The organism is Kitasatospora sp. NPDC058965 (assembly GCF_042741245.1).
Classification (GTDB): Bacteria; Actinomycetota; Actinomycetes; order Streptomycetales; family Streptomycetaceae; genus Kitasatospora.
Genome location: NZ_JBHYKG010000049.1, coordinates 12,857 through 36,348, shown reverse-complemented (window position 1 = coordinate 36,348; position 23,492 = coordinate 12,857). Strand labels below are relative to the sequence as shown.

Annotated in this window: 14 protein-coding genes and 2 pseudogenes; 10 read left to right on the top strand and 6 right to left on the bottom strand. The window is 71.1% G+C overall.

Going from position 1 to position 23,492, the window contains the following annotated elements; translation table 11 throughout:
* Positions 1–92 precede the first annotated feature (92 nt).
* Together ACFW1A_RS11440 and ACFW1A_RS11435 are read right to left on the bottom strand one after the other, a co-directional pair.
* Positions 93–4,265 carry a ricin-type beta-trefoil lectin domain protein gene (locus ACFW1A_RS11440; protein WP_380407563.1) on the bottom strand — a complete coding sequence of 1,391 codons (4,173 nt, stop codon included), beginning with the start codon at positions 4,263–4,265 and terminating at the stop codon, positions 93–95.
* A 262-nt stretch (positions 4,266–4,527) separates the two neighbouring features.
* Positions 4,528–5,004 (bottom strand): cupin domain-containing protein, encoded by a 477-nt coding sequence (locus ACFW1A_RS11435; protein WP_380407561.1) that lies wholly within the window; start codon positions 5,002–5,004, stop codon positions 4,528–4,530.
* A 199-nt stretch (positions 5,005–5,203) separates the two neighbouring features.
* Between ACFW1A_RS11435 and ACFW1A_RS11430 the strand changes: the two genes are divergently transcribed.
* The 7 genes and pseudogenes from ACFW1A_RS11430 (at position 5,204) to ACFW1A_RS11400 (ending at position 13,689) form a co-directional block, all read left to right on the top strand.
* Positions 5,204–5,752 carry a Uma2 family endonuclease gene (locus tag ACFW1A_RS11430; protein ID WP_380407559.1) on the top strand — a complete coding sequence of 183 codons (549 nt, stop codon included), beginning with the start codon at positions 5,204–5,206 and terminating at the stop codon, positions 5,750–5,752.
* Positions 5,753–5,938: 186 nt separating this feature from the next.
* Positions 5,939–6,097, top strand: a pseudogene (locus ACFW1A_RS11425) (DUF255 domain-containing protein); the annotation flags it as partial.
* A gap of 396 nt (positions 6,098–6,493) precedes the next feature.
* Positions 6,494–7,756 (top strand): DUF3696 domain-containing protein, encoded by a 1,263-nt coding sequence (locus ACFW1A_RS11420; protein WP_380407557.1) that lies wholly within the window; start codon positions 6,494–6,496, stop codon positions 7,754–7,756.
* Entirely contained in the window at positions 7,746–8,771 is a 1,026-nt protein-coding gene (locus tag ACFW1A_RS11415) for a hypothetical protein (protein ID WP_380407555.1), read from the top strand. Before ACFW1A_RS11420 ends, ACFW1A_RS11415 begins: the two co-directional genes overlap by 11 nt.
* A 2-nt stretch (positions 8,772–8,773) precedes the next feature.
* Complete coding sequence (locus tag ACFW1A_RS11410) at positions 8,774–10,447, top strand: DUF262 domain-containing protein (protein WP_380407554.1); 1,674 nt, start codon at positions 8,774–8,776, stop codon at positions 10,445–10,447.
* Positions 10,448–10,718: 271 nt separating this feature from the next.
* Positions 10,719–12,789 (top strand): annotated as a pseudogene (locus tag ACFW1A_RS11405) (thioredoxin domain-containing protein).
* 48 nt (positions 12,790–12,837) lie between these two features.
* Positions 12,838–13,689, top strand: a complete 852-nt coding sequence (locus ACFW1A_RS11400) for a GNAT family N-acetyltransferase (protein ID WP_380407552.1) — start codon at positions 12,838–12,840, stop codon at positions 13,687–13,689.
* Positions 13,690–13,692: 3 nt separating this feature from the next.
* On the opposite strand, the gene ACFW1A_RS11395 is transcribed toward ACFW1A_RS11400, so the two are convergent.
* Positions 13,693–14,631, bottom strand: coding sequence for a hypothetical protein (locus ACFW1A_RS11395; protein WP_380407550.1), 939 nt, complete (start codon positions 14,629–14,631; stop codon positions 13,693–13,695).
* A 347-nt stretch (positions 14,632–14,978) separates the two neighbouring features.
* Here ACFW1A_RS11395 and ACFW1A_RS11390 point away from each other — a divergent pair, with 347 nt between their 5' ends.
* Both ACFW1A_RS11390 and ACFW1A_RS11385 read left to right on the top strand, forming a co-directional pair.
* Positions 14,979–15,659 (top strand): papain-like cysteine protease family protein, encoded by a 681-nt coding sequence (locus ACFW1A_RS11390; RefSeq protein WP_380407548.1) that lies wholly within the window; start codon positions 14,979–14,981, stop codon positions 15,657–15,659.
* 10 nt (positions 15,660–15,669) lie between these two features.
* Positions 15,670–16,491: a hypothetical protein gene (locus tag ACFW1A_RS11385; RefSeq protein ID WP_380407546.1), complete on the top strand. Its 822-nt coding sequence runs from the start codon at positions 15,670–15,672 to the stop codon at positions 16,489–16,491.
* A gap of 485 nt (positions 16,492–16,976) precedes the next feature.
* Here ACFW1A_RS11385 and ACFW1A_RS11380 read toward each other — a convergent pair whose 3' ends face one another.
* The gene (locus ACFW1A_RS11380; protein WP_380407544.1) at positions 16,977–17,693 is read right to left on the bottom strand and encodes a hemolysin III family protein; all 717 of its coding nucleotides are present in this window, start codon (positions 17,691–17,693) and stop codon (positions 16,977–16,979) included.
* 275 nt (positions 17,694–17,968) lie between these two features.
* On the opposite strand from ACFW1A_RS11380, the gene ACFW1A_RS11375 reads away from it, so the two are divergent.
* Positions 17,969–19,804 carry a phosphoenolpyruvate carboxykinase (GTP) gene (locus ACFW1A_RS11375; protein WP_380407542.1) on the top strand — a complete coding sequence of 612 codons (1,836 nt, stop codon included), beginning with the start codon at positions 17,969–17,971 and terminating at the stop codon, positions 19,802–19,804.
* A gap of 195 nt (positions 19,805–19,999) precedes the next feature.
* Here the strand turns inward: ACFW1A_RS11375 and ACFW1A_RS11370 are convergent, their stop codons facing one another.
* A complete protein-coding gene (locus ACFW1A_RS11370; protein ID WP_380407540.1) occupies positions 20,000–21,214 on the bottom strand; it encodes a pyridoxal phosphate-dependent aminotransferase in 1,215 nt (404 codons plus the stop codon).
* A 74-nt stretch (positions 21,215–21,288) separates the two neighbouring features.
* Complete coding sequence (locus ACFW1A_RS11365; protein WP_380407538.1) at positions 21,289–23,481, bottom strand: PQQ-binding-like beta-propeller repeat protein; 2,193 nt, start codon at positions 23,479–23,481, stop codon at positions 21,289–21,291.
* Positions 23,482–23,492: the final 11 nt, after the last annotated feature.

Sequence of the window (23,492 nt, the reverse complement as noted above, 5' to 3'; positions counted from 1 at the left end):
GGGGGGCGGGGGGGTGTTTGTGGCGGCGGGGCGGGGGGGCCCGCCGGCGGGGCGGGGCGGGCGGCGCCCCCCGCCGCGGTGCGACAGGCCGGTCAGGGGTTCGGGTTGTAGGTGGCCGAGTTCCAGATCGGGCTGTTGGCGGTGTTGTAGATGACGAAGTTGCAGTCGTCCTGGACCACGGCCCGGGCCCCGTTGTTCCCGGGGGTGACGGAGCTCCACAGGGCGTTGGCGGAGCTGCCCGGGGTCGGGTAGGCGGGGTTGCCGCTGGCGTCGGTCTGCGGCTTGTAGACGACCAGGTTGCCGTCGGTCTGCATGGTGGCCCAGGCGCCCGGGTTGCCCCAGGTGCCGGTGTTCCAGATCGGCTGGCCGGTCTTCAGGGTGTAGAGGACCAGGTTGCCGTCGCCCTGCATGACCAGGCGGGTGTTGGCCGAGAAGACGGTGTCGCCCGGGTGCAGCACGGTGCCGCCGGTCAGGGTGGGGTTGATCTTGACGGTGACCATGCCCTGGTAGGCGGCGCCGGCCAGCTTGGGGTCGCCGTTGACGGCCGCGGTGCCCTGGTAGGCGAAGATCTGGCGCGAGCTGCTGACCGCGTACAGGTCCGGGTTGCCGTCACCGTTGGTGTCACCCGGGGTGGTCACCGTCGGGTAGGCGGCGGCGTTGAGGCCGACGTTCAGGATGTGCTGGCCGGTCGGGAACGCCGTGGCGAAGTTCCAGTTCTGCGGGTTGCTGTTGTTGCAGGTGTAGATCTGCAGGCTGACCGTGGAGTCGGTGGTGCCCTGCGGGTCGTCCAGGCACAGGCCCGAGGCCGGGTTCTTCAGCGCGCCGGTGGGGCTGGCCACCCACTGCTGGGAGGCGCTGCCGTTGCACCACCACAGCTGCACCTTGGTGCCGGGGGTGGTGCCGCCGTTGCTGACGTCCAGGCACTTGCCGACCATGTGCAGGGTGTTGTCGTTGCCGTAGGTCAGGGTCTGGGCCGCGGTCTGGTTGCAGGTCCACATCCGGACCAGGGCGCCGTCGGTCGCGCCGCCGCCGTCGTCGGCGCAGTAGCTCTGGCCGTTGGCGGTGATCGCGGAGACCAGCGAGGCGCCGGCCGGCGGGGTCAGCAGCGAGGTCGGCGAGTAGCTGCCGAACGCGTTGACGGCGAAGGAGAGCGGGTAGTCGTGGACCGCACCGGTGGTGTTGTCACGGACCCAGAGCACCGGGTTGCCGCCGGCCATGTCGGTGTAGCTGTGGGCCGGCACGCTGCCGTTGGCGGGCACGTTGATCGTGGTGGAGGTGCCGCCGACCCGGCCGACGCCGACCAGGGTGGTCTTGGACCAGTCGCCGGTGCCCAGCGGGTAGGCGAAGGACAGGTGGCCCTTGGCCGGGTTGAAGCCGCTGATGTAGTACCAGAGCTGGTTGTTCTCGACGGTGATCAGGTCGGGCGACTGCGCCACGAACTGGCCCGGGTTCGCGGCCTGGTTGGCCGCGGTGGACAGGGTTCCGGGGCTGATCATCTGCTGGACCTTGGTCCAGTCCGCCGGGTAGTTGGTGCAGTCCGCGGTGCCGTTGACCTGGCAGCCCGGCCTGCTGGTCACCAGGCTGACGCCCTGGGTCAGGCTGAAGTGGCCGGGGGTGCCGGCCGGCGTGGCGGTGGAGTCGTTCGCGTAGGTGTAGAACTGCTTGCTGTTCTTGTTGTACGCGTACAGGTCGTCCATGCCGGACTGGGTCAGGCTGCCGCCGTGCGCGATCAGGTAGTTGTTCCAGCCGGTGCCGTCCGGGCTGCCCGCCGAGGTCGAGACGACCTGCTGCGGGGCGTTCTGGTCCTTGTTGCCGGGCAGCAGGACCAGGTCGCCGGTGAGGGCGTTCGCGGTGAGCAGGTCGGGGGTGCCGTCGCCGTCCACGTCACCGGTGGCCACCTTGGCCGCCGGGTTCCACGGCGCGTAGAAGCTGTAGGTCTGGATGGTGGCCGCGGAGTTGCCGACGTTGTCGTAGGCGGAGATGTTCAGCGTGTGGGTGCCCCACTGGTTGGTGGGGATCGGCACGTTGATGGTCGCGGTGACGCTGCCGTCGGCGTTGTTCGTGAAGCTGGTGACGGTCTGCGCGCCGCTGACCGGGATGTTGCCGTCCAGGGCGTACTTGACCCCGGCGACGCCGCTGGCCCGGCAGGGCGAGGCGGCGCGGGTGCAGGCCCAGGTGGGGACGGGGTCCTTGGCGGTGACCTGCAGGCTCAGGGTGTCACCGGCGTGGCCGGTGGGGGTCTTGCCGCTGCCGAGCGCCGGGAAGGCGGTGCTGGGGTTGACGGTCAGCGTCGGCGGGGTGGCGTCCACCGTGAAGCGGCAGGGGGAGGTGTGGGGGCCGTCCATGTAGCCGTCGTTGGCCCACTCCGACCACTCGTAGGTGTGGCCGTCGGCGAAGCTGACGGGGGAGGGGCTGGAGACGCCGCCCCAGTTGCCCACCGTCGGGCTGGTGGTGTAGCCGTCGACGTACGGGTTGCCGTGACCGTCGTCGGCCGAGTCGTCCTGCAGGTAGGTGCCCGCGTGCAGGTTGACGCCGGGCATGGCGGTGCTCAGGCGGCTGTTGAGGGTCACGCCGGAGACGGTGGCGCCGAGCCAGCCCCCGCAGCTGCCCTGGCTGAGCGAGATCATGTCCGGGGTGTTCGGCGCGATCTCGTACTCGGTGTACAGCTGCGGGTTGGTGCTGAAGCGCATGAACCCGTAGTTGGTCGCGTACTTGTTCTCCTGGCCGTAGATCCCGAAGGTCAGGTTGTTGTAGCCGCGGTACTGGCTCATCACGCCGGCGACGTCGAAGGTGACGTACTGGGTGCCGCAGCCGGAGTAGGCGCTCTTGACGGTGGTCTGGCCGATGTCCTGCACCGTGCCCGGCTGGGTGTTCCAGTTGGTGCCGTTGCCGATGCCGCCGGTCACCCGCAGGCCGATGCCCCAGGTGTTGCTGCAGCCGTGGTCGGCGCCGTAGGTCTCAGCCAGCGTCATGGTCGACTTGGTGATGATCATGCTGCTGTTGAAGAAGCTGGTGTCCATCTCGTAGAACGAGCGGTACAGGCCGAAGCAGGTGTCCCACTGCTGGTAGCCGACGCCCTCGCCGTTCTCCTGGGCGTTGTCGTAGAGCGACTGGCCGGAGCAGCCCTCCTTGACCTCCAGGTAGTGGTTGGTCCCGCCGCCCGACGCGACCGCCGGGTCGAGGTAGAGCGGGTAGGTGGCGCCGGCCAGCTGGGCCGGATCCGGGACCAGGGTGATCGAGGAGCTGTCGGCCTTGACGTCCAGCTTGGAGATGTGCGAGCCGTGCGCCGGGCCGTCCTTGCCGGTGACCGTGGCGCCGACCGGGTCGACGCTGCTGGGAGCCGCGGCGGCGCTCGGGGCGGTGCTCGGGGCGGCGGCGCGGTCCTGGGCGGCACCGTCCGCGGCGGCGGCCGCCGCGCGGACCGGGGCGGCCGGGGCGCTCGGGGTGCCCGGGGTGCCGGGTGCGGTGGTGGCGGGTGCGGTGGCGGAGTCCCACATGGCCGGGGCCGGGGCGTGGAAGGCCACGGTGCCGTCGGCGGCCTTCATGGTGAGGTTGCCGTCGGCGTCGGCGCTGGTGGTGAGGCCGTTGCTGCGGGTGGCCAGCTTGAGGGTCTTGAGCTGGGGGTTGGCGGCGGCCTGGGCGTTCTTGACCACGAGGACCTCGTGGAAGTCGCCCTGCTCGTTGACGGTGGCCTGCAGGTCCACGTCCGGGAGGACGTTGGTGTAGGTCGCGGTGTTGCCGTTGACGGTCGGCTTGGGCAGCGCGAACGGCAGGGCCATCGAGAACTGGTGGCCGGCCTTGTCCTTGAAGGCGGCCAGCGGGGCGGTGCCGCCGCCGGAGAGGGTGACCCCGGAGGGGGTGGCGGCGGGGGAGAAGGTCCCGTCGGCGTTCTTGGTCAGCGTCGCGTCGGTCTTGGTCCACTGGCCGTTCTTCTGGACCCGGACCGGCTGGACGTTCTGGGTCCGGCCGAAGGTGCCGTCGGGGTTGGCCACCGTGAGCGAGGTCTCGGTGGTCAGCGCGTCGACCGTGACCGGCTTGCCGGTCTTCTTGGCCTGGGCGCGGGCCAGGTCCGTCGGCGAGCTCGGCGCGGCAGCGGCGCCGGCGGGCTGGGTCGGCGCGGCGGTGTTGTCCGCGAAGGCGGGGCCGGGCACGACGGCGAGCGCCGTGCCGACCGCGGCTATGAGGGTCACGGCGCGCGGCAGGCGGCGCTTGGCGGCCCGACCGGTGGCACCGTGGGGTGCCGTGAGTCTCGGGTGACTGGTCAAGAGGAAGCAGATCCTTAGCGAGGGAACCTGGTCAGGACATGGCCCGGGTCTCTTCTGAGATTCCGTTGTGAATCCCTGTGCCGGTTCGCCAGGTGGCCATGAGTGATCCCGGCGGGTGGTGTGACAGGAGTGAAGAGACGTGATCGACCGAAGGCTATTGGGTCGTCAGATTCGCTCGCAAACCTGTTCCCATTGTGCGTGTTCCGTGCTAAGTCGGGCTTGTGACGGTATATCGGCGTGTGACGGACCGTAGGTCCCGCCGTCACCACGCCGGGCTCGCCACGAAGTGGTTGTCGAACTCCTCCTGCGTCCGGAGCAGCTCCTGCGGCGTGGCGAGCCCGCGCTGGAGCCGGTCGACCAGGCGGAAGTACCCGAACCGGTCCGCGCCCGGCATCAGGAAGAGCAGGTCGACGCCGCGGGTCTGCGGTGTGCGGAAGGCGTGCACGGCGTGCGGCGGGACGACCAGGAAGTCGCCCGACCGGACGGTGGTGATCGTCTCGCCGACCAGCACCTCCAGCTCGCCCTCGATCACGAAGAACATCTCCGCGGCCTTGCGGTGGTAGTGCGGCGTCGCGCCCTGGGTGTCCCTGGCCAGCCGGCTGCGGACGGCACTCACCGCACCGCCGCAGTCCGCGCCGTCGACCAGCAGCTGCATCGAGCCCTGCGGCCCGCTCAGCACCTCCGCGGTCGCCCCGCGCGCCAGGAACGGTCGGGCCGAACTCGGATCGATCGCGGTCATGGCCGGCCTCCTGCCGTAGCGGGCCCCGCCGTTCGGGACCCTCACGGAGCTGACCCGCGCGGGCCGGGGAACGTGACAGGGATGCCGGAAGCGGTGGCACGGACTCGCTGCGTTCGGCCTCGCCGACCTCGTCGGCTTCCAGTGCACCCCGTGCGGGACCTGGGCCCATATCCTGAGAGGGGACAGGAAGGAGCCGTTGATGAGCGTCGATGCGGTCATGCACACCGAGTTCCCCGCCGGGTACGTGGTCTTCTTCGGAGTCGATGGGAAGGTGGTCATGACCCCGCAGAGCGAAGAGCACTCCAGCACCATCAAGTCGATGCAGTACGACACGATCCTGTCGCTCGGGCGTCATGCGAAGACTGTCTCCGACGTCTACATCGACTTCCCGGCGGACGAGAACTCGGCCCCTGATCTCGCGATCCTGCGGGAGGACGCGCAGCGGCAGGGCAAGCGCTACGGCTTCGAGGACGTGCTGCTGATCGCCGAGGTGGTCTCGGTCTCCTCCGCGCGCAAGGACTACGACGACTGCACCGCGAAGTACGGCCGCTACGGCATCCCGGTCTACGTGGTGGTGGACCCGTACGCCGCAGAGGTCGTCGTCCACACCCGGCCCACCGGCTCCGGCTACATCGCGGCGCACACCCACACGTACGGCTCGGGCAAGCTGCCCATCGAGCTGGCCGACGGACGCACCTACACGCTCGACCTGGACGAGCTTCCCCGGCCCGAGGCGGACACCCGCTGACGGCATCAGCCCGGTCGGCGCGCGGCGCCGGGCCGGGACCTCGCCGGGCAGGACGTCGATCAGGTGGTCGGCGCAGTTGACGGTGTGTGCTGTGACGATCGTTCGGGCGAAGGGGACGGCTCGTCCCTGGTGAGCCGGAACGTGCCGCAGGCGCGTCCCGTTGCCTGTGTGAGCGAGGATGGAGGCATGCCGAACCGTCTCGCTGATGCGACCTCGCCGTACCTGCTGCAGCACGCCGAGAACCCCGTCGACTGGTGGGAGTGGACCCCCGAGGCGTTCGCCGAGGCCGAGCGGCGCGGGGTGCCCGTGTTGCTGAGCGTCGGGTACGCGGCCTGCCACTGGTGCCAGTGAACTCGTCAACCGAGTAGCCCGTGCCTATCGCGTCCGTCTGAGACGTGGGGCGACACACCCAGGAGATAGTCGGCCACCTGGAGGTGGACATGCTGAGCCCAGGAGTCCCAGCGCCGGGCCCGGCTGCACCCCTGGGAAGATGATCGGCCTGCTCCCCCTTCCTGGCGCTCAGGCCCACTGTCGCACGCAACACCTCTGCCGCCGGTTGCTGTGCGGAGGGGCCCGGTCTCGCCGGATAGCTGGAAGTCCGAGGCAGATGTCGGGCATCTCCGCCGCGGGAAGAGCGAAACTCGTGCCCCGAGCTTCCGGCGTCTGAGAGTATTGCCCTAGCTACGCCGACGCGCCGCTGGGCGGTATGCGCCGGACAGGGTGTGACCGAACGGAGCCCAGATGTCGTTGGAGAGGTTCTCGCTGGAGAACTATCGCTGCTTCAGAGAGAAGCAGGAGGTGGAACTCGGCAAGATTACCATCGTGCTGGGTCGGAATAATTCCGGCAAGAGCGCCGTCGTGCGAGCACTCCCGCTTCTGTCCATCGGTATCCGCGGTGAATCGCCGAACCCTCTGGACCTGGACCTCCTCCAGGGCTTCACTCCATCGTTCGCCGACCTGATCCACGGCTCTTCACCCCATGGGCACATTCGCCTGGGTGTATCGATCGGCATTGAGGATGGCGAGGCTGTCAGTGCTGCCGTCGAGGTCCAGAACATCGCCAACCAGGGAATGCAGTTGGTTTCCTCGTTGGAGATCTCCTGCGGCTCGGCGATGACGAACCTGTCCTGGATTCCCGGCATCGATGCCTATTCTCCTGAGAAGCGCGCGTATCTTGTCGACGGCCATGAGGGTAAAATCGGTTTTCGCGGACTGCTGCCCGATCCGGTCGACTGGCCGGACTCCGTCGGCGGTGTCCGCGGAGTTACCGAGATAATTCGGGAAGGCTTTGACGAGATCCGGTATCTGGGGCCGTTTAGGAAGACCCCGGAGCGCTTCTTTCGGTCTCTGGCCAGAACCCTGGGCAGCGTAGGCTATCGAGGGGAGAGGGCTCTCGGCATGCTCGCTGCGGATGAGATGTACGGGCGTGGTTTGATCGGCCGTGAGGTGAATACTCTGCTGGAAAGCGTCCTGCCCGGTTGGCACCTCGAAATCACCGACGTCGGCTCTGGGATGTACGTCCCCAAGCTGCGTTCCGTGCGCGATCCCGATCTCGTTGTCCACATCGATGACGTCGGAACCGGTGTGGTCCAGGCCCTGCCGATTGTGATTCAGCGGGCTGCAGACCGCGTGGAGCCGCCCGCTGGACCTGTGATCGAGATCGTGGAGGAGCCCGAACTCCATCTCCATCCTTCGGCGCACGCCGCGATCGCCGATCTCTATGTTGACGCCGTACAGGAGTCGCGGGTGCGCTTCCTGGTAGAGACGCACAGCGAGAACTTCCTCCTCAGGCTGCGCCGGCGGGTCGCGGAGCGGAAGCTGGCGCCGGGGGACGTGAAGATCTACTTCGTTGAGCAGGTTGAGGGGGCCGCCACCCTGCGGAGGATCGAGGTGGACGCCCTCGGCAACCTCGACTACTGGCCGCGGGGGGTTTTCGCGGAGGACTTCGAGGAGGTGCGCGCTCTCGCGGACGCGCAGGCGAATCGGATCGACGATGCGCGTTGAGATTCCCGTCGAGCTACTGAAGGACCGTCAGGGCGACGAGAATGCAGAGCTCGTATTGAAGCTGATCGCGTTCTTTAGGGAGGCGCGGCACGAGTGGGCGATCTCCCCGCGGGATTTGGACGCTGTCCATGCGTTCCTGGAACGTCACCTCCCGGTCCTGGCACAGAGCTACCTGCTGCTCGCACAGAAGGCGAGCATGGCGCAGGCATGGGTGCCGCACGGCGGGACCACGGGCGTTGTCAGGGTGGCCGGCGAGACGCTGGCAGCGGACATCCGCGACCTGGAGCGGCCGGCTGTGCTGGTCGTGGAGAACGCGACCTACGATTGGCAGATGATTGAGGCGCTCGCGCGCCTGCTGGGCTGTGAGGACGTCATCGACGCCAAGGAGGGCAGCCGGCTCGGCGTGTACAACGGAGGCGGCAAGGACGGCGCGACCCGACACGCCGTCGACCAGGCCGCGCAGTTCTCCCGCACCAAGCGTGTGGTCCTCGTCATCGACAGCGACAGTTTTCACCCCACGGACCGGACCGGCAATCACGAGAAGGCCGAAGCTGCGGCCCGCGAAGGCGTGAGTGTGCACGTCCTCAGCTTCCGGGAGATGGAGAACTACATTCCCAACCGGGTCCTGGCCCGGCAGCCGAAGAAGACCGTCGCGATGTCCTCCATGGCCAAGCGCCTGGAGTCCCTCAAGACCTTCTCGCCCGAGCAACGAGCCCACTTCGACATGAAGCACGGATTCAAGGGGAAGCCGCAGAAGGGTGCCGACCAGAAGGGGCGCCACTCCAAGAAGCCGGGGACCACCTACTTCATCCCGCCGCGCCACGGCGATCTGTACGACGAAGTGGCGGTGCAGGATCTCATCAACCTCCAGGAGGGATTCGGAACGGACTTGCCCGGCCTGTTCCTGCAAGAGGTGAGGCGCGGCGGCATATCGGAGCGGGACCTGGACAGCTTGGGCCCCGGAGCGAAACAGGAATTGCGATCGATGTTCGAAACGATTCGGGGCGTGATCTGAGAATGGGAGACATCGAGGTGGTCAAGGATATCTCCGTGGTACCGGAGGTCCATTTCCTGGAGCAGGTCCTGGAGCGGATCGCGCAGGGCGAGCTGCGGGTGCCGAAGTTCCAGCGCCCGTTCCTGTGGCGCCCCGAGCAGATGCTCCAGCTATTCGACAGCATGGAGCGCGGCTACCCGATGGGCAGCCTGCTCATCTGGGAGACCACCATGCCGCTCGAAAGCCTCGACACCATCGGCGGGCTCAGGATTCCGCCGGCGCCGGAAGGGGCGAAGGTCGCCTACGTCCTGGACGGCCACCAGCGACTCTCGACGCTCTTCGGCGTCCTCCACCGCTCAGCCGACGCCCCGCGGTCCGCGCGCCAGGAGGACTGGATGTGGTGGGTCTACCGGCCGCTTATCCGGTCGGAACACGACGGCGTGCGCTACCGCCACCAGAAGAGTGGCGAGCCGGTGCCCAGCCACTTCCTGCCCATGCGGTCCGTACTGGGGACCCTGGACTTTCTCGAATACGCACGGACGCTGTCCGACGCCTCCCACTCCCGCGAGGAGGCCGACCGCCTCACCAAGGAGAGTGAGCGCATTGCGAAGCGGGTGAAGAACTACAAGGTCTCCGTGGTGCGTATGGAGGGCGGCACTCTCCAGCAGGCCATCGAGGTCTTCTCCAGGATCAACAGCAGCGGTCAGAAGATGCGTCCCGACCAGATGGTCTCCGCACTGACCTACGGGACCATCGGCTCGGAGACGCTCAGCGACAGGATGGAGGAGATCAAGGGGCGGATCGCCGCTTCGGGCTTCGGCGAGATCCCGATTATGACGATCTTCCAGACCGTCCTCGCGCTGTCTGGCGAGGAGGACGTATATGGGGACACATCCTGGGAGACGATGGCCCGCAAGGTCCAGGGTCAGCTCACAACTGCGGTAGAGGCCACCGACCTGATCCTCCAGCAGGTGGTCGAGTTCCTGCGGGAAGAGGTCCGGGTCCCGCTGGCTCGCCTGGTTCCCTACAACATCCAGATCATGCTGCTCGCCGTCTTCTTCCACTTCTCCGACAAGGTCGAAGCGGAGCAGCGGGTCAAGCTCCGGCACTGGTTCTGGACCACGTCCCTGGCGGGCACCTTTGCCGGGTCCACCACCACCCAGGTCCGGAAATTCATCACTGAGATGAAGGCCTTCGCCCAGGGCAAGGGCGGGCTCAGCTACTCCGCTGAGCGGGCCCGTTCCTTCCCTGAACGCTTCGACTTGCGCAGCGCGCGCGTGCGCGCCTACCTCCTCTGGGACCTACAGACGTTTCCGGACCGGAAGAACCTCGATGGCGGCACCGCCAACGTGCTGGAACAGTTGGCGACGGCGCACAGCGAGACATATCGACACGTCATCACCCAGAGCGGGGTCCCCGGGGCCTCCAGTCCCGCCAACCGGATCGTCATGACGACGCCGCCGGGCGTGTCGATCCGGCAGGCGCTCATCAGGCTCGCGGAGGCCGGGCGGACCGACATCCTGGACTCCCACGGAGTCAGCCTCGCGTCCATCGAGCATCTCAAGGCCGACGAGTTCACCGATTTCATCCTCGCCCGGCAGCACGAACTAGCCGCGCGGGAGCGGCAGTTCATCGAGAGCCTGGGTATCAAGTCGGCCGACAAGGAGGTTGGCGAGACCGACATCGACACTGAGTGAGGGGCAGCGAGTCCAGGCTTGTACAGCCTTGAAGGCACAATGCGGCTTTCTCGCCCTGGAGTGGCAGTCGGTATGGCGATCACCACCTCCTGAGCCCTGCCTGAACCGAAATGGCCGTGCGGGATGCCGCTGCACCGTTCCGCGCGGCAAGGATCATCACACGAGCTTCTATGCAGGAGGATGGCCCGCAGCTGACCCGTACTCTGACGGGATGTCGGCGTGTTGGAGGGGCCATCCTCGCCTAGGAGCGGTCGGCTGGGATACTGCTGGAATGGTGAATCGACTGGTGCACGCCCAGTCGCCGTATCTCCAGCAGCACGCCACCAATCCTGTGGACTGGTGGGAGTGGGGAGAGGAGGCGATGTCAGAAGCAGCAAGGCGGGACGTACCCATCCTCCTCTCGGTAGGGTACGCATCCTGCCATTGGTTACCGCTTCTGACGATAAATCAACTGGTGTCACGTGATGGCGCACGAGTCCTTCGAGGACGACGGGGTGGCCGCGTACCTCAATGAGCACTTCGTGGCCGTGAAGGTGGACCGGGAGGAGCGGCCGGACGTCGATGCGGTGTACATGGAGGCGGTGCAGGCGGCGACCGGGCAGGGCGGGTGGCCGATGACCGTGTTCCTGACGCCGCAGAAGGAGCCGTTCTACTTCGGGACCTACTTCCCGCCCGAGCCGCGGCACGGGATGCCGGGGTTCCAGCAGGTGCTGGAGGGGGTCGAGGCGGCCTGGCGGGAGCGGCGGGACGAGGTGGCCGAGGTCGCCGGGCACATCAGGTCGGAGCTGGCGGAGCGGGCCCGGGTGTACGGGGCCGGGGCGGGCGTGCCGGCGCCGGGGGAGCGGGAGCTGCACCAGGCGCTGGTCGGGCTGAGCCGCAGCTTCGACCCGGCCCGCGGCGGGTTCGGGGCCGCGCCCAAGTTCCCGCCGTCGATGGTGCTGGAGTTCCTGCTGCGCCACCACGCGCGGACCGGCTCGGAGCCCGCCCTGGAACAGGCGCGGCGCACCGCCGAGGCGATGGCGCGCGGCGGGATCTACGACCAGCTGGGCGGCGGCTTCGCGCGCTACTCGGTGGACGCGGACTGGGTGGTGCCGCACTTCGAGAAGATGCTCTACGACAACGCGCTGCTGGCCCGGGTCTACCTGCACCTGTGGCGGGCCACGGGGGACGGCGCGGCCCGCCGGGTGGCGGAGCAGACCGCGGACTTCATGGTGCGGGAACTGACCACCGAGGAGGGCGGGTTCGCCTCCGCGCTGGATGCGGACAGCATCGAGGAGGAGAGCGGCAGGAGCAAGGAGGGCGCCTACTACGTCTGGACGCCGACCGAGCTGCGGGCGGTCCTCGGCGAGGACGACGGCGCGCTGGCGGTCGAGCTGTTCGCGGTGACCGAGGAGGGCACCTTCGAGGAGGGGCGCTCGGTGCTCCAGCTGCCGCGCGACCCGGACGACGCGGAGGCCTACCGGCGGATCCGGGCCGGCCTGCTGGGCGCGCGCACCGAGCGCCCGGCGCCCGCCCGCGACGACAAGGTGGTGGCCGCCTGGAACGGGCTGGCGATCGCCGCGCTGGCCGAGTGCGGCGCGCTGCTGGACCGTCCGGACCTGGTCGAGGCGGCCGAGCGGGCCGCCGACCTGCTGCTCTCGGTGCACCTGACCGCCGACGGCCGGCTGCTGCGCACCTCGCGGCACGGCCGGGCCGGGGCGAACGCGGGTGTGCTGGAGGACTACGCGGACACCGCCGAGGGCTTCCTCGCGCTGTACGCGGTGACCGGCGAGTCGGAGTGGCTGGCGCTGGCCGGCGGACTGCTGGACGCGGTGCTGCGGCACTTCCTCGACGAGGAGTCAGGGAGCCTGTACGACACGGCCGACGACGCCGAGGAGCTGATCCGCCGCCCGCAGGACCCGACCGACAACGCGACCCCCTCCGGCTGGACCGCCGCCGCCCAGGCGCTGCTCACGTACGCGGCGTACACCGGATCCGAGCGCCACCGCACCGCCGCCGAGCGGGCGTTGGGCGTGGTCGGCGCGCTGGCCGGCCAGGCGCCGCGGTTCATCGGCTGGGGCCTGGCCGCCGGCGAGGCGCTGCTGGACGGGCCGCGTGAGGTTGCCGTGGTCGGCCCGGCGGGGGACGCGCGGACGGTTGCGCTGCACCGCACCGCGCTGCTGGGCACCGCGCCGGGCGCGGTGGTGGCCGTGGGCGAGGAGGGGTCGGAGGTGCCCCTGCTCGCGGGCCGGACCGCGCGGGACGGCGCACCGGCGGCGTACGTCTGCCACCACTTCGTCTGCCAGGCGCCGACCACGGACCGGGCGGACCTCGCGGAGCAGCTCGGCGCGCGGGTCGAGTAGCGGGAAAACCGGGTGCGACCGGGCCACGGGATGGCGCACGATCGGTGGATGACGTGGACCCTCTCCGAGTCGGTGGCCGAGTTCCAGCAGCACGCCGGCCCGTTCCTGCGGGGCCGGCCGGTGGAGAACACGGTGCTGCTGACGCTGGCCCACCAGCTCGCGGCGGGCGGCGCGGCCGGCGGTGATCCGGCGTGCGCGCCGCGGTTCGGCTGGTGGCGTCCGGGGCCGGGCGAGCCGGTGGCCGGTGCCTACGCGCAGACCCCGCCGCAGCCGCTCCGGCTGGGCGCCATGCCGGCCCGGGCGGCGGCGGAGCTGGCGGAGGCCGTCGTCGGCCAGGAGCAGCCGGGCGTCGGCGGGCCGGTGGCGGCAGCCCGGGCGTTCGCGGACCGGTGGGCGGAGCTGGCCGGCGCGCGGGTGACCGTGAACCAGGCGCACCGGCTGTACCGGCTGGCGGAACTGGCGGCCCCCACCGGGGTGGCCGGCCGCCCGCGGGCGGCGGTGGCGGCGGACACGGAGCTGCTGGTGCGGTGGTTCGGCGAGTTCTTCGAGCAGGTGGGGTTCGTCGCGTACGACGTGCCGGGGATCGTGGCCCGCCGGCTCGCGGCGCGGGGGGTCTTCCTGTGGGAGGACGCGGCGGGACGGCCGGTGGCGCTGGCCGGGCTGTCGGAGGTGCTGGCCGGGACGACCCGGATCGGCCAGGTCTACACCCCGGCCGAGGCCCGGGGCCGCGGTTACGCGAGCGCGCTGGTGGCCGAGGTCTCCGCGGTGGGCCGCGAGCGCGGCGCGGACGAGGTGCTGCTCTTCACCGACCTGGCGAACGCGACCAGCAACTCGATCTACCAGCGGATCGGCTACCGGCCGGTGGAGGACAGCCTCCTGCTCGACTTCACCGCCGGGTAGCGCTCAGTCCCAGTCCCAGCTCACCCCCAGCAGGCACGGCCCCAACCCGGTGGCCACCAGGTGCACGCAGTGGTGCCCGTCCAGCGTCAGCTCCTCCCGCTCGCGCGGGGCCGCCCCGGGGGCGTCGGCCGCGAACCGGTGGCACCGCACCGGCAGCGCCGCCGGGTCGAAGGTGGCCTGCAGCACGTACTGCCCCGTACCGGAGTTGAAGCCGCGCACGTACTCGGTGCTCGGCGCGGCCGACGGCGCGTCGTCGAAGCCGTAGCCGAGCAGGTGGGTCTCGCCGGACCGCAGCCGGCGGTCCAGCAGGAGTTCGGCGATCACCAGGTGGGCCGACTGGTCGCGCCGGACCCGGCCCGGCCGGCAGTTCTCCTCGGCCCGCACCCGCACCGACGCGACGTCGCAGCCCGGGTCGCCCTGGTAGATCGCCAGGTACCGGTCGATCCCGTCCCGGTGCGCCCGCACCGCGTGCTGCGAGTCCCGGCGGACCAGTTGGCGGTCCGGGCCGATCCGGATCCGCTCGATGTGGGCCACCGTGTGCACGCCGGTGTCGCGCGGGCCGGGGAGTTCGGCGAGCAGGCCGTCCACGGCGTCGGCGGGGGTGATCAGGTCCCGGTAGGGGCGGGTGGCCACCGGAGGCGGGGCCGCGGCCGGCGTCCGGGGGCCCAGCAGTCGGGTCAGCGAGTGCGCCGGCAGCTCCAGCACCTCCTCCAACGCGCGTACCGCGCGCAGGGATTCGACCCGCTCGGGACGTCGGCGGCCCTGCTGCCAGTAGCTCAGGCTGGTCACGCCCACCTGCACCCCGCGCTGCGCGAGGTGTTGCTGGACCCGGTGCAGCGCCAGCCCGCGCGCGGCGAGCGCGGCGCGCAGCGCCAGGTGGAACGGCCCGGTGCGCAGCACCGAGGCCAGGTCGGGCGGTTGGGCCTGGGGCGTGCGAGGCACGGCGTGCTCCTCTCCCGCCCGGGCCGTGGGGAGCCGGGCGCGACGTGCCACCCCGGCCGGGAGGGGTCCGGGCGGGGTGAACTGCCCGCGCCCGGTGGGGGATCCGGCGCGGTGGTGGTGAATGTTCACACGTCCGGGGTTCCTTGTCACCCTCCCGGTGGGCAGCGGCCGGTGGCGTTCACACTCGGAGGGTCGCGTTCACTTCGCCGCGCACCCCGCTCCCGGGTCCGTTGACCAGCGGCGGTCAACGGCCCGATGCTCGTCGACACCCCGCCGCCGATCCGGACGGCGACGGGCCGCGTGTCCCCCACTTCCTTTCCCTGCCTTCACCGCAAGGAGGAATCGCCATGTCCGCTCCCGGAACGCCCGGGGCCAGAGCCGGCAGGTTGCGCCGGGCCCTGGCCGTCGCCGCACTCGCCACCCTCGCCCCGGCCCTGACCGCCGCCACCAGCACCCCGGCGGCCGCCGCGACCGCCCCCACGGTCCGCACGGCCGACCGCACCGCCGTCCCGAACACCGCCGCCCCGCACGCCGCCACCGCCGGCAGCACCTGGCGCACCCTCAACATCAGCATGCAGCAGCAGCAGAACACCAACTGGTGCTGGGCCGCGAGCGGCGACACCATCGCCGGCTACTACGGCTACAGCTACACCCAGAACCAGTTCTGCAACGCCGCGTTCGGCCGCTCGATCGACTCCAGCTGCCCCAACAGCCAGGCCTCGCTGGACAACGTGCAGTCCGCACTGAGCTGGATCGGCATCAACCCCGGCAGCTACGTCAACGGGTACCTCTACTACTCCACCGTGCAGGGCGAGATCGACGCCAACCGCCCGGTGGAGACCCGGATCCAGTGGTCCTCCGGCGGCGGCCACATGGAGGTGCTGTACGGCTACGACGTCAGCAACAACTGGGTCTACTGGGGCGACCCCTGGCCCTCCGACTACCGCTACAACTGGGCGGACTACTGGTACTACGTCAGCAACAACTCGTTCTCCTGGACCCACTCCCTGTACCGGATCGGCGCGTGAGGTGGCCGTCATGAAGATCGTCCGGATCGCCGCACCCCTGACCGCCGCCCTCGCCGCCACCGCGCTGGCCGCCCCGCTCGCGGCGGCCGCGCAGCCCCAGGCGCAGGCCCCCGCCACCGTGGCCCAGAGCGACCTCGCCGCCGCCCGCGACGCCGCCCGGGCGCCTGCGGTGCTCGACCAGCTCGGCCACTTCTTCGCCCGCAGGGGCGTGCCGCCCACCACGCCGCTCGCCCTGTCGGCCGCGGCCGAGGCTCAGGCGGCCGACCGGGCTGCGCCCGCCCTGGTCGGGGACACCGTCCCCGTCTACACCCTGGACCCGGCCTTCGTGGCCGGGACCGCCGGCGCCCCGGTGGCCCGGGTCGACTTCACCGCCACCGAGGCGGTCTCGGCCGATGGCCAGCGCGCCTCGGTCTGGACCGCCCGGCAGGGCGACCACTGGCAGGTGGTGAACATCGCCTCCGGCAGCGACGAGACCGACTACGCGGCCCGCGGTGCGGCCGCCGGGGGCGGCACGGTCTTCCGCGAGCCGCAGCTGAACGCCTGGTACGTGCTGCGCGGCGGCCGGGTGCTGCCGCTGGACACCGAGGCCCGCGACTCGGTGGGCGCGGGCGGGGTCGGCCTGGCCGCCTACCAGAAGCTGGTGCGCCAGCGGTACGGCGACAAGCTGCCCGGCTCCGCCTACGACAAGGCCGGCCTCGGCGGCGGTTTCGCCACCGCGGGGGTGCGGGACGACGGGACGACCCTGCCCGTCGTCACGGCCGCCGCGGCCCTGGGGGTCACCGCCCTGGCGGGGGCGACCCTGGGCCTGCGCCGCCGCCGGCAGGCCAACTGACGTACAGTCAGGCAACGACAGTGCCCCGCACGGGAACACCCGTGCGGGGCACTGTGGCAGGTCCGGACACCTTAGGGCATCGAGTGCCGTCGGCGGCACCCGAAGTTGATGAAAGATTGATGCACTGTTCGCCTGCCGTCGACTACGGCCAGTGACTGTCAGTGGATACGATGTGCCACTGGGTCAGGACGGGGAGAGGTGGCGACGCCATGAAGGACACTCGGGACCTGCAGTTCTGGGGCACGGTCGCCGTGGTCGGCGCCGCGCTCGCGGTGGTGGCCGCCTACCTGGCCGACGGGGCCCCGCTGGTCTGGGTGGTCGCCTCGGTCGAGGCGGTGCTGGTGATGATCCACGTCGGCCGCCGGTTCCGACCCGTGGCGCACGGGCACCACGGCCACGACAGCCGCCCGGACAGCGCGCACTGCGACCGCTGCCGCCGGGTCCGGGACCAGCGCGCCACCGTCCCGGCGATCGGGTACCCGGAGTCAGGCGGTGCTGTACGCCACCAGCGAGACGCCCACGTACTGCACGATGAAGGCCCCGAGGGTGAAGGCGTGGAAGACTTCGTGGAACCCGAACCAACGCGGTGACGGGTTGGGCCGCTTGAGCCCGTAGATCACGCCGCCCGCGCTGTACAGCAGGCCGCCGACGATCATCAGGGTGATCACCGCGACCCCGCCGGTGTGCAGGAAGTCGGGCATGAAGAAGACCGCCGCCCAGCCGAGCGCGAGGTAGCAGGGCGTGTAGAGCCAGCGCGGGGCGCCGACCCAGAAGACCCGGAAGGCGATGCCGGCCAGCGCGCCGCCCCAGACCAGCCAGAGCAGCAGCTCCTGGCGTCCGCCGTGCAGCAGCAGGATCGTGAACGGCGTGTAGGACCCCGCGATGATCAGGAAGATGTTCGCGTGGTCCAGCCGCCGCAGGATCGCGTCGCCGCGCGGGCCCCAGTCGAAGCGGTGGTAGACCGCGCTCACCCCGAACAGCAGCCAGGCGCTCACCGAGTAGACCGTGCAGGCGATCCGCCCCTGCGTCGAGTCGGCCAGGCAGATCAGCACGATCCCCGCGGCGACCGCGGCCGGGAACATCCCGGCGTGCAGCCAGCCGCGCCACGCGGGCTTGCTCTCGCGGGTCTCCCGGGCGACCACGCCCGCCCCGCCCGTCGCCGCAGTATCCACAGCACCACCCTCGACCCGGTCCGCAGTCATGGCCACATGCTACCTACGGAAGCGTAGGTTACTTCCAGGTAGGAAGTGGCTCTCGTCACTTTTGGCCATTCTGGAGCGTTCGGATGTGATCCAGTCGATCTCGAGCCCTGCCGGGAGAGCCTCCCGACGACCCAGTTTTTGTCCATCACGTAGCAAAAGTTGCTTCAAAACTGACATCGTGCCGTGTTGGGGCCTGGAAGCCGGGGCTACGCTGCTAAGCACCCTCAACCCCCGGACGCCTGACTCACGGCATGAGTCGGCGTGAAGGAGCGATCGTGTCGCAGGAGAATCTCGCCGTCAGCACGGCAGCCCCCACCCGCCACGCCCGCCTGGTGGCCTGGGTCACCGAGATCGCCGAGCTCACCCAGCCCGACCGCATCGAGTGGTGCGACGGCTCGGAGGAGGAGTACCAGCGCCTCGCCGACCTGCTGGTGGCTCAGGGCACGTTCAAGAAGCTCAACCCCGCCAAGCGCCCCAACTCGTACTACGCCGCCTCCGACCCGAGCGACGTGGCCCGCGTCGAGGACCGCACCTTCATCTGCTCCGAGCAGGAGAAGGACGCCGGCCCGACCAACCACTGGAAGGCTCCCGCCGAGATGCGGGAGGTCTTCCAGGGCGCGAACGGCGAGGGCGGCCTGTTCCGCGGCGCGATGAAGGGCCGCACGATGTACGTCGTGCCGTTCTCCATGGGCCCGGTCGGCTCCCCGCTGGCGGCCTACGGCGTCGAGATCACCGACTCCGCCTACGTCGCCGTCTCGATGCGCGTGATGACCCGGATGGGCCAGGCCGTGCTGGACCAGCTCGGCGAGGACGGCGACTTCGTCAAGGCCGTGCACACCGTGGGCGCCCCGCTGGCCGAGGGCCAGGCGGACGTCGCGTGGCCGTGCAACAGCACCAAGTACATCTCGCACTTCCCGGAGACCCGCGAGATCTGGTCCTTCGGCTCGGGCTACGGCGGCAACGCGCTGCTCGGCAAGAAGTGCTACGCGCTGCGCATCGCCTCCACCATGGCCCGGGACGAGGGCTGGCTGGCCGAGCACATGCTGGTGCTCAAGCTGACCGCGCCGAACCAGGACGCGAAGTACATCGCCGCCGCCTTCCCGAGCGCCTGCGGCAAGACCAACCTGGCCATGCTCCAGCCCACCGTCCCGGGCTGGAAGGTGGAGACCATCGGTGACGACATCGCCTGGATGCGGTTCGGCGCCGACGGCCGGCTCTACGCGATCAACCCGGAGGCCGGTTTCTTCGGTGTCGCCCCCGGCACCGGCGCGGAGACCAACGCCAACGCGATCGACACCCTCTACGGCAACACCGTCTTCACCAACGTCGCGCTGACCGACGACGGCGACGTCTGGTGGGAGGGCCTGACCGAGGAGCCGCCGGCCCACCTGACCGACTGGCGCGGCAACGACTGGACCCCGGAGTCCGGGACGCCGGCCGCCCACCCGAACGCCCGCTTCGCGGTGCCGGCCGCGCAGTGCCCGACCATCGCCCCGGAGTGGGAGGACCAGGCGGGTGTGCCGATCTCGGCCATCCTGTTCGGCGGCCGCCGGGCCACCGCGGTCCCGCTGGTCACCGAGTCCTTCGACTGGCAGCACGGCGTCTTCCTCGGCTCCAACATCGCCTCGGAGAAGACCGCGGCCGCCGAGGGCACGGTCGGCGAGCTGCGCCGCGACCCGTTCGCGATGCTGCCCTTCTGCGGCTACAACATGGGCGACTACTTCGCGCACTGGCTCAAGCTGGGCGCGGCGGCCGACGCCGAGAAGCTGCCGAAGATCTACTACGTCAACTGGTTCCGCAAGGACGCCGACGGCCAGTTCGTCTGGCCGGGCTACGGCGAGAACAGCCGGGTGCTCAAGTGGATCGTCGAGCGCCTGCAGGGCACCGGCGCGGGCGTGGACAGCCCGATCGGCGTGCTGCCGACCAAGGACGCGCTCGACCTGGACGGCCTCGACCTGACCGACGCCGACCTGGAGCTGCTGCTCTCGGTCGACCCGGAGATCTGGCGGCAGGAGGCCGCGCTGATCCCGGCCCACCTGGAGCTGTTCGGGGAGCACACCCCCGAGGCGCTCTGGGACGAGTACCGCGCGCTGGTGAAGCGCCTGGGCTGACGCTCCGACGGCGGACGCGGCATCAGCTGAGCCCTCAACAGCTGATTCCGCGTCCTCGGAGCCGATGAGGAAAGAACCGACGGCCGCGGCCTTCGGTGCGGCGGTCCCTCCCCGACCAGGATCACTGGGACCGCCGCACCGTAGCCCGTGGCCGTCGGTGTCCGTCCGGACGGACCCGGGAACGTCCGGACGGACTCAGAGCTGCACGTACCCGGAGAGGAAGTCGCCGATCCGGGTCACCGCGTCCTCGATCTCCTCCGGGCGCGGCAGCGTGACCAGGCGGAAGTGGTCCGGCTCCGGCCAGTTGAAGCCGGTGCCCTGGACGATCAGGATCCGCTGGGAGCGCAGCAGGTCCAGCACCATCTGCGCATCGTCCTTGATCTTGTAGACCGCGGGGTCCAGCCGCGGGAACGCGTACAGCGCGCCCTTGGGCTTCACGCAGCTGACGCCCGGGATCTCGTTCAGCAGCCGGTAGGCGGCGTCCCGGGACTCCAGCAGCCGCCCGCCCGGCAGCACCAGGTCCTTGATCGACTGCCGTCCGCCGAGCGCCGCGGCCACCGCGTGCTGCGCGGGCATGTTCGCGCACAGCCGCATGCTGGCCAGCACGGTCAGGCCCTCGATGTAGCTGCGGGCCCGGTGCCGGTCGCCGGAGAGCACCATCCAGCCGGACCGGAAGCCGGCCACCCGGTAGGCCTTGGACATCCCGTTGAAGGTGACGCAGAACAGGTCGGGGGCCAGGGTGGCCAGCGGCACGTGCTCGGTGTCGTCGTAGAGGATCTTGTCGTAGATCTCGTCCGCGTAGACCACCAGCTGGTGCCGGCGGGCGATCTCGACGATCCCCTCCAGCACCTCGCGCGGGTAGACCGCGCCGGTGGGGTTGTTCGGGTTGATCACCACGATGGCCCGGGTGCGGTCGGTGACCTTGGACGCGATGTCGGCCAGGTCGGGGTACCACTCGGACTGCTCGTCGCACCGGTAGTGCACCGCGGTGCCGCCGGCCAGGCTGACCGACGCCGTCCACAGCGGGTAGTCCGGGGCCGGGACCAGCACCTCGTCGCCGTCGTCCAGCAGCGCGGTCATGGCGAGCTGGATCAGCTCGGAGACGCCGTTGCCGAGGAAGACGTCCTCCACGGTCAGCCCGTGCAGGCCGCGCTCCTCGTACTGCATGACCACCGCGCGGCGCGCCGAGAGCAGGCCCTTGGAGTCGCCGTAGCCGTGCGCGCCGGCCAGGTTGCGCAGGATGTCCTGCAGGATCTCCGGGGGCGCCTCGAAGCCGAAGGCGGCGGGGTTGCCCGTGTTCAGCTTGAGGATGCGATGCCCCTGGTCCTCCAGTCGCATCGCCTCATCGAGCACCGGGCCGCGGATGTCGTAGCAGACATTGGCGAGCTTGCTGGACTGGATGACCTGCATGCGCAAACTGTACGGGTCCGCCACCTCGGCCCGCGCGTGTTCTTGACCACGGGATTTCCCGCGGGGCAGCCGGGCTACGGCACGGTCAGCGCGTACAGCGCCGGGCCGAACGCGGCGAAGAGCAGCGTGCCGTCGGTGGCCAGGCGCCACTCGGCGCCGAACCGGGAGTCCGGGGCGAACGAGCCGCTGACCCGGCCCCGGAGCAGGTCCACCTGGTACAGGTGTCCCAGCGCGCCCGGCACGTACAGCGAGTCGCGCACCACCAGCGGCGCCGCCTGGGCGGGCGGCGCGGGCAGCGGGCAGGTCCAGCGCAGCTGCAGGTCCACCGGGTCGTAGCCGCGCAGCAGCGGCTCCCCGCAGGAGGTGATCACCAGGTCGCGGTGGACCACCGCCGGGGTCCACGGCCCGTTGGCGCCGGCCGGCAGCCGTACGTGCCGCAGTTCGCTGCGGTCGCCCGCGCCCAGCGACTGGAGCACCGACTCGTCCTGGTAGGTCGGGACGAAGATCCGTCTGCCGTCGGCCGGGACGGTGGCCCAACTGGAGCGGATCACCGAGGCCGCGCCGCTCACCCACTGCAGGCCGCGGGCCAGGTAGCTCCAGCGGAACCCGCCGTCGCCCGGGGAACGGGCCACCAGGTTGCCGGTGTCGTCGGCGAGGAGCAGCAGCGCGGAGGAGAGGCCGCGGAAGGCGGAGGCCGGGGTGTAGATCAGTCCGGACAGCTCGATCGCCTCGGTGAAGGACCAGGTGGCCGCGGACTGGCCCGGTGGCACCGAGAACCAGCCGAACCGGGTGGGCAGCCCGTCCGCCACCGGCACCGGGCCGCCGCCGTAGACGGCCGCACCGTCGGCGGCGACCAGGGTGGTGGGGACGATCGGGCCGTCCGCGGTGCGCACCTGGCCGACCGTCGCGCGCACGGCGCCGGTGGCCGCGTCCAGGCAGAGCAGCGCGGAGCCGTTGAGCACGACCACCTGACGGTCGCTGACCTGCGGGTCGGTCATCGGCGAGTCGGTGGCACGGCGCCACAGCTCGGTGCCCTGCCGGCTGTCGACCGCGATCAGCGTGGACTGGTCGGTGTAGACGACCGCCCGGTCCCGGCCGGCGGACGCGAAGCGCAGCTCCGGGGGAGCGCTGCCGACCTGCCAGAGCGGCTCCAGCTGGACCGGGGCGGGGGCGGCGGGGTGCGGGCGCAGCAGTGCGGCCAGTCCGAAGCCGGCCGCGGTGGCGCCGACGGCGGCGCCGGCCAGCAGCAGTCCGCGCCGACCGGGCCCGGCGGCGCGGTCCGCGGCACCGGTACCGGCGCCGGTGGCGGTGCTCGCGGGGATCGTCGCGGCCCGGGCCAGGTAGGCGTCGGCGGCGGCGGCGTCCCGCCGCACCGCCTCCCGCACCGGCTCCGGCAGCCAGTCCGCGGTGTAGGTCGGCCCGGCCCCGGCCGGGTCGGTGCCGGGCAGCAGCCGGGCGGCGAGCGAGCGGGCCACCGGCCGGTCCAGCGGGTCCTGGGCCAGCAGTTCGCGCAGCAGCGGGCGGAGCGTGACGGGCACCCCGCGCAGGTCCGGTCCGCGCCCGGCCAGCCGGGCCGTCCGCCAGGGTGGTCCGGAGCCGCCGGTGCCCGGCCCCGGGACGGCGTGCGGGGCGTTGCCGGTCGCGGCGAAGAGCAGGACCGCGCCCAGGGCGTAGAGGTCGCCGGCCGGCCCGGCCCGGAAGCCGGCCGCGTGCTCGGGGGCGACGTAACCGGGCGTGCCGATCACCGCCCCGGTGCGGGTCAGGGTGGGGGCGCCGGCGGCCCGGGCGATGCCGAAGTCGATCACCCGGGGCCCGTCCCGGGTGAGCAGCACGTTGGCGGGCGTCAGGTCGCGGTGCGCCAGCCCGGCGCCGTGGATCGCGGCCAGCGCCTCGGCCAGCCCGGCGCCGAGCCGGCGCACCACCCCCTCGGGCAGCGCGCCGCACTCGTGCACCAGGTCGCGCAGCGATCCCCCGGGCAGGTACGCGGTGGCCAGCCAGGGCGTGGCGGCCTCCGGATCGGCGTCCACCAGTGCGGCCACGTACGGGCTGCGCACGGTCCGGGCGGCGGCCACCTCGGCGCGGAACCGCGGGCGGTAGTCCCGCCCGCGGGCGTAGTCCGCGTCCACCACCTTGACCGCCACCGCCGGGCCGCCGTCCGGCACCCGGGCCAGGTAGACCCGGCCCATCCCGCCGGAGCCGAGCCGGGCCAGCAGCTCGAACGGCCCGACGGTGTCCGGATCCTGCGGCCCGAGTGGCTGCGGCCCCATGCTGTGTGCTC